Origin of the sequence: Staphylococcus sp. GDY8P94P (genome assembly GCF_017892255.1) — a bacterium.
Lineage (GTDB): Bacteria > Bacillota > Bacilli > Staphylococcales > Staphylococcaceae > Staphylococcus > Staphylococcus cohnii.
This window is the reverse complement of record NZ_JAESKU010000001.1, coordinates 154,038-172,529: the sequence shown is the minus strand read 5'-3', so window position 1 is coordinate 172,529 and position 18,492 is coordinate 154,038. Positions and strand designations below refer to the sequence as shown.

The 18,492-nt window shown below is 31.3% G+C and carries 23 protein-coding genes and 2 tRNA genes; 17 read left to right on the top strand and 8 right to left on the bottom strand.

Annotated features, from left to right (window positions below):
- Positions 1-49: 49 nt before the first annotated feature.
- The 4 genes from KA926_RS00900 (at position 50) to KA926_RS00885 (ending at position 5,849) form a co-directional block, all read left to right on the top strand.
- A complete protein-coding gene (locus tag KA926_RS00900) occupies positions 50-847 on the top strand; it encodes a TerC family protein (protein ID WP_107384871.1) in 798 nt (265 codons plus the stop codon).
- A 189-nt stretch (positions 848-1,036) separates the two neighbouring features.
- Complete coding sequence (locus tag KA926_RS00895) at positions 1,037-2,779, top strand: S1C family serine protease (protein WP_192946851.1); 1,743 nt, start codon at positions 1,037-1,039, stop codon at positions 2,777-2,779.
- A gap of 18 nt (positions 2,780-2,797) precedes the next feature.
- On the top strand, positions 2,798-4,156 hold the full coding sequence (locus KA926_RS00890; RefSeq protein ID WP_192946850.1) for a TrkH family potassium uptake protein: 1,359 nt from the start codon (positions 2,798-2,800) through the stop codon (positions 4,154-4,156).
- 184 nt (positions 4,157-4,340) lie between these two features.
- The gene (locus KA926_RS00885; RefSeq protein ID WP_210143445.1) at positions 4,341-5,849 is read left to right on the top strand and encodes a bifunctional metallophosphatase/5'-nucleotidase; all 1,509 of its coding nucleotides are present in this window, start codon (positions 4,341-4,343) and stop codon (positions 5,847-5,849) included.
- Positions 5,850-6,058: 209 nt separating this feature from the next.
- Here the strand turns inward: KA926_RS00885 and KA926_RS00880 are convergent, their stop codons facing one another.
- Both KA926_RS00880 and KA926_RS00875 read right to left on the bottom strand, forming a co-directional pair.
- Positions 6,059-6,661: a CPBP family glutamic-type intramembrane protease gene (locus tag KA926_RS00880; RefSeq protein WP_107384867.1), complete on the bottom strand. Its 603-nt coding sequence runs from the start codon at positions 6,659-6,661 to the stop codon at positions 6,059-6,061.
- 5 nt (positions 6,662-6,666) lie between these two features.
- Entirely contained in the window at positions 6,667-6,852 is a 186-nt protein-coding gene (locus KA926_RS00875) for a YkvS family protein (RefSeq protein ID WP_002508073.1), read from the bottom strand.
- A gap of 197 nt (positions 6,853-7,049) precedes the next feature.
- On the opposite strand from KA926_RS00875, the gene lplA reads away from it, so the two are divergent.
- Positions 7,050-8,039 (top strand): lipoate--protein ligase, encoded by a 990-nt coding sequence (gene lplA / locus KA926_RS00870; protein ID WP_192946848.1) that lies wholly within the window; start codon positions 7,050-7,052, stop codon positions 8,037-8,039.
- A 78-nt stretch (positions 8,040-8,117) separates the two neighbouring features.
- Here lplA and KA926_RS00865 read toward each other — a convergent pair whose 3' ends face one another.
- Entirely contained in the window at positions 8,118-8,336 is a 219-nt protein-coding gene (locus KA926_RS00865; RefSeq protein ID WP_192946847.1) for an IDEAL domain-containing protein, read from the bottom strand.
- Positions 8,337-8,587: 251 nt separating this feature from the next.
- On the opposite strand from KA926_RS00865, the gene KA926_RS00860 reads away from it, so the two are divergent.
- The 3 genes from KA926_RS00860 (at position 8,588) to KA926_RS00850 (ending at position 9,470) form a co-directional block, all read left to right on the top strand.
- Positions 8,588-9,151 (top strand): competence protein ComK, encoded by a 564-nt coding sequence (locus KA926_RS00860; protein ID WP_107384866.1) that lies wholly within the window; start codon positions 8,588-8,590, stop codon positions 9,149-9,151.
- A gap of 153 nt (positions 9,152-9,304) precedes the next feature.
- Positions 9,305-9,379, top strand: a tRNA-Asn gene (locus KA926_RS00855).
- A gap of 2 nt (positions 9,380-9,381) precedes the next feature.
- Positions 9,382-9,470 (top strand) — tRNA-Ser (locus tag KA926_RS00850).
- Between the two features lie 52 nt (positions 9,471-9,522).
- Here KA926_RS00850 and KA926_RS00845 read toward each other — a convergent pair.
- The 5 genes from KA926_RS00845 to KA926_RS00825 form a co-directional block, all read right to left on the bottom strand.
- A complete protein-coding gene (locus KA926_RS00845) occupies positions 9,523-10,572 on the bottom strand; it encodes a tyrosine-type recombinase/integrase (RefSeq protein WP_210143444.1) in 1,050 nt (349 codons plus the stop codon).
- Positions 10,573-10,637: 65 nt separating this feature from the next.
- A complete protein-coding gene (locus KA926_RS00840) occupies positions 10,638-11,225 on the bottom strand; it encodes a hypothetical protein (RefSeq protein WP_210143307.1) in 588 nt (195 codons plus the stop codon).
- A 128-nt stretch (positions 11,226-11,353) separates the two neighbouring features.
- On the bottom strand, positions 11,354-11,845 hold the full coding sequence (locus KA926_RS00835) for a PH domain-containing protein (RefSeq protein ID WP_210129025.1): 492 nt from the start codon (positions 11,843-11,845) through the stop codon (positions 11,354-11,356).
- Between the two features lie 15 nt (positions 11,846-11,860).
- Positions 11,861-12,325 carry an ImmA/IrrE family metallo-endopeptidase gene (locus KA926_RS00830; protein WP_210143443.1) on the bottom strand — a complete coding sequence of 155 codons (465 nt, stop codon included), beginning with the start codon at positions 12,323-12,325 and terminating at the stop codon, positions 11,861-11,863.
- 11 nt (positions 12,326-12,336) lie between these two features.
- A complete protein-coding gene (locus KA926_RS00825; RefSeq protein WP_210129026.1) occupies positions 12,337-12,672 on the bottom strand; it encodes a helix-turn-helix domain-containing protein in 336 nt (111 codons plus the stop codon).
- Positions 12,673-12,835: 163 nt separating this feature from the next.
- Here KA926_RS00825 and KA926_RS00820 point away from each other — a divergent pair, with 163 nt between their 5' ends.
- The 9 genes from KA926_RS00820 to KA926_RS00780 all read left to right on the top strand — a co-directional run bounded on the left by KA926_RS00820 (position 12,836) and on the right by KA926_RS00780 (position 18,467).
- Entirely contained in the window at positions 12,836-13,066 is a 231-nt protein-coding gene (locus tag KA926_RS00820; RefSeq protein ID WP_210143442.1) for a helix-turn-helix domain-containing protein, read from the top strand.
- Positions 13,067-13,093: 27 nt separating this feature from the next.
- A complete protein-coding gene (locus tag KA926_RS00815) occupies positions 13,094-13,303 on the top strand; it encodes a hypothetical protein (protein WP_210129028.1) in 210 nt (69 codons plus the stop codon).
- A gap of 12 nt (positions 13,304-13,315) precedes the next feature.
- Positions 13,316-13,480: a hypothetical protein gene (locus KA926_RS00810; RefSeq protein WP_210129029.1), complete on the top strand. Its 165-nt coding sequence runs from the start codon at positions 13,316-13,318 to the stop codon at positions 13,478-13,480.
- A 123-nt stretch (positions 13,481-13,603) separates the two neighbouring features.
- Positions 13,604-14,215 carry an MBL fold metallo-hydrolase gene (locus KA926_RS00805; protein ID WP_210143441.1) on the top strand — a complete coding sequence of 204 codons (612 nt, stop codon included), beginning with the start codon at positions 13,604-13,606 and terminating at the stop codon, positions 14,213-14,215.
- A gap of 165 nt (positions 14,216-14,380) precedes the next feature.
- On the top strand, positions 14,381-15,151 hold the full coding sequence (locus KA926_RS00800) for a DUF1351 domain-containing protein (protein ID WP_210133342.1): 771 nt from the start codon (positions 14,381-14,383) through the stop codon (positions 15,149-15,151).
- 20 nt (positions 15,152-15,171) lie between these two features.
- Positions 15,172-15,795, top strand: coding sequence for a hypothetical protein (locus KA926_RS00795; protein WP_245335808.1), 624 nt, complete (start codon positions 15,172-15,174; stop codon positions 15,793-15,795).
- 78 nt (positions 15,796-15,873) lie between these two features.
- Positions 15,874-16,707 (top strand): hypothetical protein, encoded by an 834-nt coding sequence (locus KA926_RS00790; protein ID WP_210143440.1) that lies wholly within the window; start codon positions 15,874-15,876, stop codon positions 16,705-16,707.
- 122 nt (positions 16,708-16,829) lie between these two features.
- Positions 16,830-17,501: a GIY-YIG nuclease family protein gene (locus KA926_RS00785; RefSeq protein ID WP_210143439.1), complete on the top strand. Its 672-nt coding sequence runs from the start codon at positions 16,830-16,832 to the stop codon at positions 17,499-17,501.
- Positions 17,502-17,558: 57 nt separating this feature from the next.
- Positions 17,559-18,467: a hypothetical protein gene (locus KA926_RS00780; protein ID WP_210143438.1), complete on the top strand. Its 909-nt coding sequence runs from the start codon at positions 17,559-17,561 to the stop codon at positions 18,465-18,467.
- Positions 18,468-18,492: the final 25 nt, after the last annotated feature.

Sequence of the window (18,492 nt, the reverse complement as noted above, 5' to 3'; positions counted from 1 at the left end):
CGAGCTTAGGTCTCTATTTTTATGTAAAAAACTAAAGGAGTTGTCCTAAATGGATCCGAGTTTGATTTTACCTTATTTATGGGTTCTAGTTGTACTGGTATTTTTAGAAGGTTTATTAGCAGCAGATAATGCTGTTGTAATGGCAGTTATGGTTAAACATTTGCCTCCTGAACAACGTAAAAAAGCATTGTTCTATGGACTGTTAGGTGCATTTATTTTCCGTTTTATTTCTTTATTTTTAATAAGCATTATTGCACATTTTTGGTGGATTCAAGCGCTAGGCGCAATTTACCTATTATACATGTCTATTAAAAATCTCATATCATTCTTTAAAGAAAAAGATCATCAAAAAGAGGATGGTACTGATGATCATCATTATGATGAATCGGGTGAGGAAATACATGCGAGTCCAAAGGCATTTTGGGGCACGGTATTAAAAGTAGAATTTGCTGATATAGCATTTGCGATTGATTCCATGTTAGCTGCTCTTGCTATTGCAGTAACTTTACCTACTGTTGGTATACACTTTGGTGGTATGGACCTTGGACAATTTGCAGTCATGTTCCTAGGCGGTATGCTAGGTGTGATCATCATGCGTTTTGCAGCCACTTGGTTTGTAAATCTATTGAACAAATATCCTGGTTTAGAAGGCGCTGCATTTGCGATTGTAGGTTGGGTAGGTATTAAATTAGTAATCATGGTGCTAGCACACCCTGATATTAAAATATTACCAGAACATTTCCCACATAGTGTATTATGGCAATCAATTTTCTGGACGGTTATGATTGCACTTGTAATTATCGGTTGGTTAACATCTGTTAAAAATAATAAAAAAGAACATAAATAATATATGTAAGCCTGAGTCATAAAATCTATGACTCAGGCTTTTTTGTTCTATATGTGATAAAGTTAGAATTTTTTACTAAAAGAGACTATAATCTGTAGTATGCTAACTTTATATGACAAAATAAAGCAGAAAAATTATATATGTTATGTCATAATAGAATTGTAATCAAAAGGAATAGGGGGGCTTACTGTGACGCAAAATAAAAAACATGTCATCCCAAAAGTAAAGTATGGACGTAAACGACGTGAATACTTTCATAACGAGGAGCGAGAACAACGTGTGCAACAAGAACGTAAAGCTAGAAAACAGCGCGAAGAAAAGGCTGAAATACTTGCTAAAAATAATGAAGAACGTGTGAAAGAAAATTTAAGAAAAGCACGTATTGAAAAGCTAACACAAGAAGAAATTCAGCAACAACAAGCAATTGCTGCAGCACGGAATTCCAAACATACGCAAGAAAACACACAGCACAATGAAACAACTTCAGCAAATAATATCAATCAATCGTATAATGAAAACGATGATATGGTGGAGGAAGAAAATAAAATAGATTCAAAATCAGTACACACTGAGAGCGAGACTCAAAATAGCAGTACATCGTCAAATGAAGAACATGTCCCACCTAAAAAAGAACAAGAACAGAATTTTTATTCAGAAAATGCACAACAATCAAGAGTTGATTATTATTTGAATAATGATGAGCAAACTTCACAACAAAAAAGTTCTAGGGAATATTCGAATTCTAATACTGAAACTAAGTACCAAAATACGACTAACACACTTGATAAAGTTAAGGCTTTCTTTATTGAACATTGGGCCAAAATTCTAATTGTTGTGGCAGTTATTGTTTTACTGACACTCATACAAGCTATATTCAAAAATGTTGATGAAAATGGCACTTCAAATGATCATGTTTTTCATGATAATCAAAATAAAGATAAGACTTATACAACAACAATGAAAAGTGCGAACAGTGCAATTCATTCCGTAGTAACTGTTGAAAATGATACGAGTGATGATAGAACTTCTGCTGAAAAAGAGACACAAGAAGCAGGTAAAGAAAATGAATTAGGTTCAGGTGTCGTCTACAAAAAAGTGGGCGACTCTATTTTTATTATGACCAACGCACATGTGGTTGGAGATAAAAAAGAGCAAAAGATTACATATGGTAATGATGACTATTCCATTGGAAAAGTTATTGGAATGGATAAATATTCAGATATCGCTGTTGTTAAAGCTAAAGTAAAATCAGATAGTAAAGTGAAACCGATTAGAATAGGTGATTCCAGTACTTTAGTACTAGGTGAACCAATCATAGTAGTAGGAAATCCTTTAGGTGTAGACTTTAAAGGAAGTATATCTGATGGTATTATTTCAGGTTTGAATAGACACATACCAGTAGATATCAATAAAGATGATCAATATGATGTATTAATGAGTGCTTTTCAAATAGATGCACCTGTAAATCCAGGTAACTCAGGTGGTGCAGTTATCGATAGAAATAGTAAGTTAGTAGGCATAGCATCACTAAAAATAGATATGGATAATGTAGAGGGTATCGCCTTTGCTATACCAGTCAATGACGCTGAAGATATTGCCAAGCAGTTAGAAGCTAAAGGTGAAGTCAAATATCCTAACACTGGCGTGAAGATTGCTAATATTGGAGATATTGATGAGGCTACAAAGCAATCTATTAATTTACCAGAAGACGTTAAAAAAGGCGTATTTATAGGTGAAGTTAAAAAAGATTCATTAGGTGAAAAATCTGGGTTGCAAAAAAATGATGTCATAGTAGAATTAGATGGTAAAGAATTAGAAGATAATCTTAGATACAGACAAATTATCTTTAATCATAAAGATGATTTAAAAACATTACCAGCTAAAATCTATAGGGATGGTAAAGAAAAGGATATTAAGATTAAACTGAAGTAACGTTGAGGTGAAGAAACGTTGTCCATTTTCAACCAATTGTTAAAAAAATCAAGTCCTCAACAAGGGATTGTGATTTATTATATCGTGGCTATTATTGTGGCATTTTTAATGCTGAACTTGCCCTTTGTTCATAAATCCAATGTGTCTGTAGATCCAATTGATTCATTGTTTGTTGCAGTGTCTGGTGTCAGTGTAACAGGATTAACGCCAGTTAATATTATTGATACCTACACCACCTTTGGTCAAGTTATAATCATGCTGATACTTAATTTGGGCGGGATTGGTGTTATGGCCATCGGAACCATGTTATGGGTTGTCTTAGGTAAGCATATCGGTATGCGCGAACGTCAATTGATCATGCTAGATAATAATAAACATACGATGAGTGGCACTGTGAAATTGATTCTAGATATTGTTCGAACAATCATCATTATAGAACTTGTTGGTGCATCACTATTAGCATTTTATTTTTATAGAGATAACCCGGATATACAATATGCAATCATGCAAGGATTATTTGTTTCAGTATCGGCGACGACAAATGGTGGACTTGATATAACAGGACAGTCACTTATACCTTATGCAAATGACTATTTTGTACAAACAATCGTTATGTTTTTAATTATGTTAGGTTCAATTGGTTTTCCTGTATTAATAGAAGTAAAAGCATATATAAAAAATCGAATTCCTAATTTTAGATTTTCATTATTTGCAAAAATTACAACGGTAACATATTTTGGTTTGTTTATTTTTGGTGTGATAATTATTCTATTATTTGAACATAACCAAGCTTTTCAAAATATGAGTTGGCATAAATCGTTATTTTATGCATTGTTTCAATCAGCAACCACTAGAAGTGCGGGACTTCAAACTATTGATGTAAGCGGATTTGGTGAAGGTACGAATATCGTTATGGGTATACTAATGTTTATAGGTTCATCTCCAAGTTCAGTTGGTGGTGGTATTAGAACAACGACATTTGCTATTTTAATATTATTCCTTTTAAACTTTAGTAACCAACCTGAGAAAACATCTATCAAAGCATTTAATCGTGAGATTCACATTACTGATGTTCAACGTTCATTTGCTGTATTTATCATGGCCAGTATATTAACTTTTACGAGCATGATTTTTATACTAGTTGTTGAAAATGGAAAGGTATCATTTTTACAAGCGTTTTTCGAAGTCATGTCAGCATTTGGAACATGTGGATTATCGTTGGGTATTACAGGTGATGTGAATGATATGAGTAAAGGCGTCTTGATGTTATTGATGCTCATTGGCCGTGTTGGCTTAATCAGTTTTATCATTATGATTGGTGGACGTAGAGAACCAGATAAATTCCATTATCCTAAAGAACGCGTTCAAATTGGTTGATTGTCAAAAGTAAATCTGAACTTAATAATATGTGAGACCATGGCGCCAGTATATCTAACAAATGATGTGCTGGTGCTTTTAATTTTGAAGTAAAGGGAACATATATAGCAAATCATATATGTTCATAATTATTTCAAGCTAATTTAGAAACGTGTTAGACTATGATTAATGAGGGGAGAGGCGTATGAAAAAAAGTGAAAAAATCGCAATAGACATTATTACTACTTCTGATATGCATAGTTATTTTCAAAGTGGCGAAAATAATTCAAATATTTATAGAGCAGGAGCTTATGTTAAAAGTATTAGAGAAACAAATGATCACGTTATTCTATTAGATAGTGGTGGTAGTTTAGCAGGTTCGTTAGCAGCATTTTATTATGCAGTGGTAGCACCGTATAAGCGTCATCCAATGATAAAATTAATGAATGCCATGCAATACGATGCAAGTGGTATTAGTCCTAATGAATTTAAATTTGGACTGTCATTCTTTTCGAGGGCTGTATCTTTGTCGAGATTTCCTTGGTTATCTGCAAATATCGAATATAAACGTACGAAAGAACCATATTTTTCTACACCATATACAATTAAAGAAATTGAAGGTGTGAAAATCGCAATTGTGGGCTTAACTTCGGATGGTTTAATGGAGCGTGAACATTTTGAAATGGAAAATGATGTACGGATTGAAAAGACATTACGCTCTTCTAAACGCTGGATTCGATTTATTCACGAAAGTGAAATGCCTGACTTTTTAATTGTTATATACCATGGTGGACTTAATCAACTAAATAAAACATCAAATGAACGTGAACAAAATGTTAATGAAGCGGAAAAAATAATGCAAACTTTAGGCGTTATTGATTTATTAATCACTGGTCATCAACATCAAACGTTCATTGGTAGAGATGATCAAACGCTTTATGTGCAAGCTGGACAAAATGCTGAACAACTTATTCATGTGAAAATTAACTTTAAAAAGCGTACAAATTCATATGAATTAGAAAATGTCAATTCTAAAATCGTAGATCTAAATCATTATCCAGAAGACCAAGCATTATTAGATTTGACTTTTTATGATAGAAAAACAGTTTGTAATTGGAGTGAAGAAAGCATTAACGAAAATGCTTTATCAGCTGAGGTAGATGGTTTGAGTGATGTTATTACAAAACCACATCCATTTACACAGTTATTGCATGATAGTATTCGGTTAGCCTATGATTATGATATATCATGTGTGCACTTACCAACGAGTGGTGAAGAAGGACTCAGAGGCATCATTACAAATGAAGATTTATTCAATGCTTATCCTCATCCAGATGTTCCTGTTGATTTAACAATGAAAGGTCAACAAATTCACGATATTTTAGAATATTGCTATTCACATATAGAATTTAGTGACGGCGCATTGAGCTTAACAATTGTAGATGAAACCTTATGTACGTTTTGGCAAGGTGTTCATTACACCATAGATATGAATGCTGAACCTTATCACCGTGTAACATTAGAAAATATTAAATTGGATCACATGTATCGTGTAAGCATGACTGATTACTGCTATAGAAACTACAAGCAATATTTAGAAAATGCTGTCATACATGAAACTGGAGAAATTACAATGGTAGAATTAATTTCTAGAAATTTAAAAGATAATGATTACCATATCGAACAAAAACAAACATTTAACGTTATCATATGATATGACACATAAATTTTGAATGTCATCATTAACTATAAAAAATGTCATGAAACCAAAGAAAACGCCAATTTCTATATTATTTCAATAGAAGTTGGCGTTTATTTTCGTGCAGAGATCATTAATGGCTAATCTCTTTTAAAATTTGGATAAAAGGGCAAATATCTCAATCCCTTTTCACATCATTCATAAGCCTGAGTTTCCGTTTCAATTTAACCGTGGAAAATTAATAGAATAACAACTGCAACAATTTGTGCTATTACAGTCGTAGCAATTCTGCGCGTATAATAATAGCTTAATGAAAGCACAATTTGAACGATAAACACAAAGAAAACAATCCACATTTTATCTAGATAGAAAAATAAAGAAGCAGAACAAATTGCTGTTATTAATACACTTAACCACATGGGAATGTTTAATTTGAGTAGTTCTTTTTGCAATACAGTTCTCATATAGAGTTCATGACATGGTATTACAAATAATAATGTAACTAACATTTGCCATTTAAAATATACGCCTGTTCGCGTTAACTCTTTAATCAGTGCTGTATACTGAATATCTGATGAGATAACCGCTAAAATAAGCTGTACAATAATGAGCACGATACCAGTAATAATACCTATCCCTAGAGATGTTAATAGTCTTTTTGATTCAATATCTCTTTGGTAAAAGATATAACTGATACCTGCGATGAGCATGATACCAGTATAAAGGTACCAGTATTCTTGCTTTTCACCCCACATTATATATAAAATAATGTGAAATACGATAAAACTTACAATAAACCAGATTAAAGCGTTTGAAATTCTATTCATATAAACTATCCTTCTTGTTCGACGATTGTATATCGTTTGTGATTGATGACAGTTTTTTCAGGCAGGTCTAGATCATTGAAGTTTTCCATAATTGTTAAATCTACAATTACAGAGTTATCATTAATTTTTTCTACGCGGCCTTTTAAACCGTCATAAAATTCCACTATATTTCCGACTTCTGCAACAGTCATATTGAATCCTCCCTAGAAATGCTAACTAGATAGTATTATACAAAAAAACTACAGACAAATAAACAAATAACCTTTAAATATACAGTTATCATTCTTTTTTTAGAAAAATTAGTATAAATCAGTTAAATGATTGGCTTTTTTAACAAAAATATTGCATAAATAAGGTAAGGGCAATAAAAGGAAAAGGAGTGCAGTAAATGAAATTTATTAGTAATAATGATATTACCGATCCAACTTTAAATTTGGCAATGGAAGAATATGTTTTAAAACACATGCCGAATGACGATAGTTATTTTCTATTTTATGTCAATCGTCCTTCAATTATTATTGGTAAAAACCAGAATACGATTGAAGAAGTTAATCAACCTTATATTGATGAACATGGTATAGATGTAGTCAGACGTATTTCTGGCGGCGGTGCCGTATATCATGATACAGGGAACCTTAATTTTAGTTTTATAACAGATGATGATGGCAATAGTTTTCATAATTTTAAAAAGTTCACTGAACCTATTGTAGAAGCATTGAAATCACTTGGCTTAGATGCTGAAATGAGTGGTCGTAATGATATTCAAGTCGGTAAAGCCAAAATATCAGGCAATGCGATGGTCAAAGTAAAAGACAGAATGTTTAGTCATGGAACTTTAATGCTAAATAGTGAATTAAATGAAGTTCAAAATGCTTTGCGTGTGAACCCTGCAAAAATCAAATCAAAAGGCATTAAATCTGTGAGAAGTAGGGTGGCAAACATCTCAGAATTTTTAACTGAACCATTAGATATTGATACTTTTAAAGAAATTATTTTAAAAACAATATTTGGTGAGGCGACACAAGTTGAAGAATATAAACTTTCAGACGAGGATTGGTCCAACATAGAGCAATTGAGTAATGAAAAATATCGAACTTGGGAATGGAATTACGGTAGAAATCCTAAATATAATTTTGAACGAGAAGAAAAATTTGAAAAAGGTTTTGTTCAAATTAAATTGGATGTTAAAAAGGGAAGAATTGAACATGCTAAAATTTTCGGTGACTTCTTTGGCGTAGGAGACGTTACTGAATTAGAACATGCATTGGAAGGTACATTGCATGACTTTGATAGTATAGAAGAAGCTTTAGCAGATTATGATATTTATCATTACTTTGGAGATATTGATAGATATGAGTTAATCAGATTAATGTCTTAAATAAACAATATAAAAGGTCTATTCGCTAACTATAATTAATTAGTGAATAGACCTTATTTTAAATGAATTATGACTAAATTAACCAACGAGATATGCCTCCAAATTTTTGTATTCTTCTGTATAACGTTTGAAATCATTCTCGTTTTTATTTTTAAGCGCACGATCGATGAGATTTTCTAGTTGTTGTTTACGTACATTCCTTAATGATTCATCAATAATTAATTCAATACCTAAGTCATTAATTGTAGATACAAAAGACTCTAAAGTATTGTATTTTACATGTGTATTATGTTTCATTGTCAACACAACCCCTCTATCTATATTTAAAATATATTATACAAGGTTTTGATTTTTAAATCAACGAATATTCTGACTTTTCCGAAAAAATAAGTGTAAAACGAAACTTTCAATAATTAAAAAATAGAAAAAGATTCGTAACTAAAATTTAATTGTAGAATATATAGAAATTATTTTATAATATAAGTTGATTTTAAAATGATGATAGTATATTATTTGAGTATCACCAAAACTGCAAGGAGGTTACAACTATGATACAACCGTATATTATTAAAAAAGGTGATATGACATTACAACCGTGCCATTTGCCTGTTGGCCAATATGAAGGTACACGAGTACTAAGATATAAAGAAGACGAAAGTACGATAAAAGAACGCACCCACAAAATCATTGATCGATCTTGTAGATTTTATGGTAGTAGCTATGTTTTTAAAAAAGAGGACACAATTCGTATTACAGGCATTAGTAGCAAGCCCCCAATTTTATTTACTCCATTATTTCCCACTTATTTTTTCCCGACACATTCAGATAGAAAAACACAGAATACATGGATCAATATCCATTATGTTCAAAGTATTAGATCACTAAAAGATAAAAAATGTAGAGTGAACTTTGTTGATAATCAATCTATCGTTGTGAATATCTCAGCTCATAGCATGCAACATCAATATTTAAATGGCATTTATTACTATTATATGATGGATAGAGCAGCAAGAGTTGCCACTTTTGATCCAGAGTCTCCCATAGATTATACAAAACCTCAATTAAATATATATGAAGCACTCGCTAAATATTCTTTATTTGAAAGCAAATAGTAAAGTTTATTAAAAATATTAATGTAAAAGTAGAATATGCGGAATATTATATTAATTTAGTGTAAATGTTCTGCATATTTTTTTGTGATATGACTTGAAAATTTGTTATTAATTGATATAATAATACTTGTGCTTGATTAGAGATACTATTTATCCACAGTAGCTCAGTGGTAGAGCTATCGGCTGTTAACCGATCGGTCGTAGGTTCGAGTCCTACCTGTGGAGCCATTGGAAACGTACTCAAGTTGGCTGAAGAGGCGCCCCTGCTAAGGGTGTAGGTCGCGAGAGCGGCGCGAGGGTTCGAATCCCTCCGTTTCCGTATACAAACCTTGATATAACAGGGTTTCACGAGAGTAAGTGTCAAATATGTGTCAAGAGAATAATTCTCTGACACGTTGACCTTGCTCTTTTTTATGTTCTTCTAGTAAGTGGGAATATGTGTCTAGCGTTTGTGAAATCGTAGCGTGTCCTAAACGTTTGCTAATATATTCAATTGGTATACCCTTAGAAAGCAAATAAGATGTGTGAGTATGTCTTAAAGAATAAGGCGTGACATTATCATCATCTAGTCCCACTTCGTCTTTTGCATGTTTAAATGCTTTACTCACTGCTGTATGACTTAAAGAGAATAGTTTACCATCAAATCTTATAGGTAATTTAGATAATTTAGATTTAATTATCATAATGTCTTTGTTGCTAACTTCCACATCTCTTTTTGAATTCTTCGTTTTTGTACCTGGTAAATGTATAACACCACTTGCTTTATTTAAATCTTCGATTGTCATATTGATAGCGTCACTATATCTAGCGCCAGTTATAGATAATAAATATAAGAAAATATAACTTTGCTCATCTCTTGATTTGAAATATTTCATTAATGCTAAATAATGCTTAATACTAATATATTTAAAATGTTCTTCTTTAGCTTTTACAGTTCCTTTAATCATAATATTAAATGTAGGGTCTTTTTTAATATATCCATCATATACTGCTTCTCTCAAACATGGACCAATACAACTATTCACTTTCCTTACTGTTTCGTCTGAATGGCCCTTGCCATAATTATTTAAAAACTTTTGATATTCACTTCTATTAATGTTTTTCAGTAACATTTGTTCACCAAAATAATTTTCAAACAGAGTGAGGGAACGTTCGTACCAATAAAATTGACCTTGTGATAGATCTTTTTTGTTTTTTATTTCCAACCAATCGTTATAGTAGTCCACAAACTTTTTATTATCTTCAATTTTATTACCATCTTCTAAATCTCTGATAAGTTGTTGAGCTGCTAATGTAGCTTCTGCTTTCGTTTTAAAGCCCGATTTACGTTTCTTACCTGACTTAAAACTTGGGTCTTTCACATCGTATTGCCATGTAGTAGATGTTTTATTTTTACGTTTTGTTACTGTAAAAGTTGTCATATTTTTCATTCCTCCTAAAAAAAAAGATAAAAAATATATAGGGCATAGTTAAATGCCCAAAAATATTAATTAATAGGTTCTACTTCGTCTAATATTTCATTTTGCCTTCTTTCCATAGCTTCCATTTCTTCATCACTGTAGTCCTTTTCACCATACATCTTATCTGAAAGGTCAAAATATTCTTCTTGTAATTCTGCTTCTTTAGCTTCCTGTTCAGCTTGTTCGGCAGCTTCTTGTTCCTTCACTTCTTTATAGGCAGCATCTGAATCTAATAATCCTGCATCACCATTAGGAATACCAGTATAACCATGTTCTTTCGCTACTTTAGCATTAGCTTCCATTTTTTCTTGGTCTGTCGGTTCATATGGTTTTGATTGTTCTTGTGACTGTACAGTTTCTTGTGTAGTAGATTGTTCTTCTGTATTTACATTTTCATTATCTGCTACTTGTTCAGAACTTTTATCATCTGTTTTAGATTTTTCTTCATCTGATTTCTTATTGTCTTTTTTACTATTATCAGATTTTTTCTCATCTTTCTTACTTTCTTTGCTAGAAGATTTTGTTTCTTTCTTATCTTCCGATTTACTTTCTTCTTGTCCACATGCTGCTAATACCAAGAAACTTGCTAATATTAAAAATAAAACCTTTTTCATTCTACATTCTCCTTAATTATATTTTTGTATATAAAAGCGCCACTAAGGACGCTAATATTAATATATTTTTTGACTTGCTACAACACGACCAATTATTTTTCTTCACCTAACATATCGTATATGCAAATTTACAAATTTAACAATTGTTTTTTCTTTAAATCAAATTCTTCTTGCGTTATTGCTTCCATATCTAAAAGTTCTTTTAATTGTTTGATTTGTTCTAAGTTATCATTTTTATTTTCAGTTTGAGAAGGTTTTTCTTTTGTATCTTGCATTTTATTATTTACATAAGCTATAAAATCATCCAATTCAGAATCATTTATCCATTTCATATTAACTTTATTACCACTGGAATAAAAAGACAAAGTATTCCCAGTAAATTTTTTACTTAATTCAAATGTACTTATTTTATTATAATCAAAATTTTCTAAATCATAACCGCTAAATCTTTTAGCGTAAAAAATAATGCGTTTATTCGTTGCTACTAAAACGCCATTTTTAATTGTTTCTTGTCCTAACGTTTTAGTTTCATAAGTTCCAAATATACTATATTGTATTTCTTCATTTTCATTTAGTACTGTTTCTTTAACTAATGATAAGTTTTTCGTTTTTTTAGCCATAATATATTACTCCTTTTAATCTAAATTTTTAAATTCAAATATTTGTAACGGTTCGAACTTGATTACATATCCATTGTGGTAGACATCTAATCCATATTTCATTTTGTAATGGTTGAGTGCATTTAAAATATATTTTTCTGACACATCAAAATATTGTGACATTTCATATAAGTTTTGCACTCCATGATGAAAAGCATCTATTAAACCATCAAGCGAAATGACCAACTCTGAACCTAAACGTCTAGCTTTTAGTTCAAATTTGCGATTCAACATTTTCGTTTGATCTCTAATATCACCATATGTAATTAAATGATGTGCTATTTCTTCACATAAAGTTTCGAGTTTGTTTACAGAATTTAAGCGTTTTTCAATAAGTATGACTTCACCTAAATACAGACCCGAAAGGCCTTTTTTTAAATTAGTTTCTTCTATAATGATTTCATCATCATATTGTGCTAATAATTTTTCATAACTCCCCATACTAACACTCCTTATTTTTTACGCTTGCTTTTCACAAATTCTGCATAATCCAATATTTCTTGCCATTCTTCTTCTGTTAAATCACCGTCTAAGTGAGCAGCGATTGTTTTGAAAGAATTTTTATTTTTATTGTTTTCTTTTTGTTCAAATAAAATACTTTCAGGAGTCACACCCAATACGTTTGCAAAATCTGCAATATCTTCCATTGGTATTTTACGAGTTCCATTTTCATATCTTGATAAAGTAGATTTATTTATATCCACTTTCTTCGCCAAATCAGTTACACTCATTTGTCTTTGTTGTCGTATTTGCTTTATGTATTTACCAATTTGTTCTGAATTTCTCATAATATGTTACCTCCGTTATTTGATAATTTAATATTACCATATTTCCATATAGGAAACAAATGGTATTTTTAATATTTTTTAAAACTTTTTGAAGTATATTGTTGACAAAAAGGAAACATGAGTTTAATATTGGTTACAGTACGAAAGCGAGGTGAAAAACAACATGTACGAATTCAACGTAAGACGAATGAAAGCAGAGCGTATTGCAAAAGGAATTTCACTTAAAGAGATGTCAGATAAATTAGGCATGACTCAAGGCACTTATTCAAAAAAAGAGAATGGGAAGATAAGAGTTAATGTTGACGACCTGGCAAAAACATTTGAGATCTTAGAATTAAGCGAAGAAGATTGTGGTATTTTTTTTACACATAGAGTTTCCAAATTGACAACTTAATACAATGTAAAGAAAGGAGTTGATCAAATGGAATTTATCGGATTCGCAGATGCAAAGGAATTTATTTCGATTAGTGGCATTTCAAGGGATGACTTAGAAAGCAAAGTTTATCCGAATAAAGAGTTCCAAGAAGCGTGTATGTACCGATTTGGTAAAGGTAACAAACGCTACATCAAAATCAGACCAGCAATAGATTTTATCGAACAAAACATACTCATTAAAGAAACTAATTTATAAGGAGGTGATTACATGAGAACACTATTAACATTTCTATCAATGCCATTCTCAACAATAGCAATAGGCTTAGCAACAAACGATTTCTACATTGGTATGTTGCTATCAGTATTAACAGGTTTCGGATTGTATTGGTTCTGGGATAAGTTTTTTGAGGCAATAAAAAAGACCGCTAGCTAATGTAGGGTTAGCGAACGGTCAAAGAGATTAATAAATGTATTTTTAAATTATATGAACGTTTAATAGTTCACTACTTCTTATTATACCCAATTTTCAACTAATAAACAATAAGGAGTGGCGTAATTGAATTATGAAATTATATCTTCGGGTTCAAAAGGTAATTCAGTCTTAATCAATGATGTACTCGTAGACTGTGGAGTCTCATTTAAAAAGCTTAAACCATATTTATACGATGTTAGGTTTTTACTTTTAACCCATATACACAGTGACCATATCAAACCATCGACATTAGTAAATATTAAAAAGCGATTTCCACATATTAGAGTGATTGGCAACTACGAAGTCGCCCAATTATTTGAAATAGATCACATTATCAACGCAGGTTTTCCAATAGACATTGATAATTATACGTTTGAAGCATTTGAATGCGAACATGACGTAATAACATATGGTTATACATGGGAGTATAAAAACGAAAATATTATTTATGCGACTGATATAAGTACTTTAAAAAATGCACCTACAAAGAAATATGATTATTTATTTCTTGAATCTAACTATGATGAGACAAAGTTAGAACTTGCAAGAGGTAAACGAAGTAATTATGGATATGATCCGTATCTTTCAGGGCTTAGACATCTGAGTACAAAGGACTGTAAAACATTTTACTATTTGAACCGTAGAGACAAAAATTCAGAACTAATTGAACTTCATAAATCAGAAAGGTTTTACTGATATGAATCAGTAATCGGTTTTATTAAATAAATTACAGAGGTTCAGACATGACAATAGAACAACAATTATTAATTGCTTTCGAAGAATCAAGCGACCCTGAAGAAATTGAAGAACGTATCAAACTGATGATAAGGCTTGCAAATCTATTTTAAGGAGGATTGTAAAATGAACGAATTAATTAAAGAACATGATTATAAAGTCACTACCAAACAAGGTCAAGTTGACTTCGAAGAATATGACAATCTTTTATCAGAGGCTCAAAATTTAGCAGATCATGTTAAGACTGTCGAAGTGACAGAGGACAACGTTAAAGAAGCTAAAAAGCTAATGGCTTCTATGAATAACAAAGTTAAAGATTTAGAGAATGTCAGAAAAGATGTAAAAAAATCAATGCTTGAACCATATAATCAATTTGAATCACAGGTAAAAACAATTAAACAAGTTATTGATGAAGCAGTTGCACATGTTAAAAAACAAGAACGTGAACTTACTGAACAAGAGCGTGAAGAAAAACGTGAAGCAATAGCGCAATTATTCGATAAACGTATACAACATTATGATTTTGAAAAGATTCTTGGATTTGCTGACTTTATTAAACCACAACATTTAAATAAATCTACATCAATGAACAAGGTTGAAGATGAATTAGTAGAATGGTTAGAAAAAACTAAACGAGATTTAGAAACTATCAACAGATTAGAAAATAAAGAAGACATTATCATCGAATATCAAAATACACAGGATCTATCAATGGCCTTTGAAATTGTAGATAAGCGCAATGAACGCAAACGTAAAATTGAAGAACAGCAAAAACACACTAAACAACCGACTAAAACAACGTATCACGTTTTTACAATCGGTGATGATAAGGAAGCGCAAATAACAAAATTATTACTAGAACAAAACAATATAAATTTCGAATATAAAAACTATTAATTAAAAGGAGAATGTAAATTATGGAATTATTAAAAGGATTGGAACTTGTAGAGGTATCAGTAGAAGATGGAAAAGCAGAATTAACATTTCTGGATGAAGGAAATATGGAAATTCGTAAGGTCAATATCAACAAGAAAAAATACGACCGCGACAAAAATAAATGGTTTGAAGATACTGAACAAGCTGAGAAAGCTGAAAAAATAGCTGAAGACGAATTCGGTAAAAGTTTTGATGATTTAGAAGATGCTGTAGGACAACATAAAGATATTTACGCATACGATAAATTTAATTCTTTATTTGAAGTTCAGATGATTGAGAAATTTGATAAAGACCAGGAAGGACTTATTTTCCAAACAACAATATCTGAGATTACTGAGGATAATGTAGGAATTCATATTCGATTTGAATACGAAGGAAACAAATATGAATCTAAAATGACGTACTCAGATTATTTAGAAGCAAATAAACAATTCATTGTAGATCCAATCAAGAAACAGAAACAGTACGAAAAATTTGAAAATAAATTTAAATTACCAATCACTGAAAAAGAACAGCTTATCGGTGAACAAATTACAGTCGAAGTCAAAGTTGCATTTGGTAAATTCCCTTACGCTGAAATTAAACCAATACCTAAGAAGAAATAACATCTAAGTAAAGTAACTAATTGAATAAAGCGGGGTTTATCCCGCTTTTCCTTTAAACAAATCTTAGGAGGAAAAACTATGGAAAATTTACTTTTCTTCGATATTGAGGTTTATAAGCATAATTCATTCGTTGTTTTTAAAAACATTGATAAAGAAACAGTAGGTATTTTCACTAACAATGAAAAATTTGAAGGACTTCGTAAGTTCATCAAAGACAAAACTTTAATAGGATATAACAACCATTACTATGACAACAAAATATTAAGGGCAATGGTAGATGGTAAAGAACAAGCCAAAATCAAACAAATTAATGACAACATTATTTCTGGCGAATACGTAAACTACGCCAGCATACCTAATACTACTTTTGATTGTTTTCAACAAATAGATGTATCAAATCCTTCACTTAAGAAAATAGAAGGTAATACTGGTCGAATGATATTAGAAACTGATATAGGTTTTGACATCGATAGAGAACTTACCGATGAAGAACTAGAACAAGAAATGAAGTACTGTGCTTACGACGTTGAAAACACAATAGACGTATTTAAGGAACGTAAAACTAACTATTTTGATATTAAAGAAAACTTAGTAGAGATGTTAGGTGATAAAAAAGCTTTAAAATGGAACACTACAACAATATCTTCAAACATTTTATTAGGTGATATGAAACCTACAACTATGTGGGGAAATATCGAATATTACTTGCCTGAAGGTATCTTTAACAACGTACCCGAAAACGTAAAAGACATGTGGACATCAAAGAAATCGAATAAGAAATCAATTAAAATAGAAGATTTTGATTGTGAAGTAGAATTCGGTTTCGGAGGCCTTCATGGTGTGCATAAGCACATTTACAAAGCCCACGATGTAAAACTCCTAGACGTTGCGTTAACAAACTGGCGCAATTAAAAGTCATTGAACCTTATCAAGGGTGTAGCTAATAAGCTGCTAACGAAGAAACCCTTCAAAGTTATTGGGTAATTTCGTGCTAAGCGTTTGTATATTCGAAAACTACGGAGAGGAGGCGAATTATGAAATACGGTGTTAAAGAGAATGTTATCGGAGTATATATGATTCGAAACAAAAAGAATAATAAAAAATATATAGGTTCAAGCATCAACATATTAGGACGTTTCTCGAATCATATGAATAGAGATTCTTATCGTTACGATTCTGAATTTTATAGAGATATAAGATCATCAGAATATACTGACTTTGATTTCATAGTCTTAGAAGAATGTGACAAAGATGAACTAATAACAAAAGAACAATATTATTTTGATTTGTTAAAACCAGAGTATAACCAATTCAGACCAGAACAATGTATGTTCGTTCATGAAGAAATAAGGAAAAAAGCTATTGAAAAATCAAACACTAAAGAAAAGATCAAACAACGAAAAGCGAAATATAATACTGAAAAATATCAAAAAATGTTTAGAAGTATGCATTCTGAAAGAATGAAGCCAGTAACAATAAAAGAATTAAACTTGAAATTCGAAAGCATAAGAGCATGCGCTAGATGGTTAGATAAGAACACAAATTTCAAATCAAGAAACAAAGCTACAAAAGTAAAAGCTGTTTGCGATGGTGAACGCAATATGGCATATGGATTTACTTACGAATATACAAACGAAAGTGTAGAGACTATCTCGAAAGAGAGTACGGTTGTTATTGATACACAATCGGAAGCGATGACAAAGTAATTAAACTTTATGACATAGTCCATGCCGATAGGATGACAAACTATCGGAACACATGCAATGTATCCACACATAATATTAAACATTAAAGCGTTACCTGATAAAGCACTTAAAAAATACGAAGAAATACTAAACGAACGTATCAAAATCAAACATGTAGATAAGAAAAAATCAGACGCTTTGAAACTCATTTTAAACAGTGTCTACGGTAATCTTAAAAACAAATACAGTCCTTTAAGAAACGACAACGCTGCATTGGCTGTCTGTGTCTATGGTCAAATTGCTTTATACACACTATGCAAAAGACTTTCAGAAACATGCACTATATTGAACATCAATACAGATGGCGTGGCTTTCACTACTGATTCTGAAGAATATAAAAAAGTTTGGAAAGATTGGGAACAAGAATTTAATCTTACACTCGAAGAAGATAAATTCAAAACACTTATCCAAAAAGATGTTAATAACTATATCGCTGTTGAACCCAACGGTGCGATCAAAGTCAAAGGTGGAGACGTTAATAGGTATCACAGTGATGCAAAATTTAAAAATAATAATGCTCGAATTTTAGATATCGCACTTGTAGATTACTTAGTTTACGATAAATCTCTTATTCAAACCTTACAAGAATATAGAAATCAACCTCACTTATATCAATATATTTTACAAGCCGGACGAACATACAAAGGAACATATGATAGCAATGAGGAAAAACTACAAAAGGTTAATCGTGTATTTGCTGCTATGCAATTTGGTGAAGCATACAGACTATACAAAGTGAAAGAAATCGATGATCAAGAATCTTGGGCAAGGTTCCCTGATGCACCCGAAAATATGAAAGTTTGGAATCATGAAATATATGACAATGAAGGTAATTCACTTATACCTGACTTTGAGAAATTTATAGATATTAATCATTACTACCAAATACTCGTGAAAAAACTAGAACGATGGAAAGAACCTGTATAACAATTTTATTTGAAAGGAGAGTTCA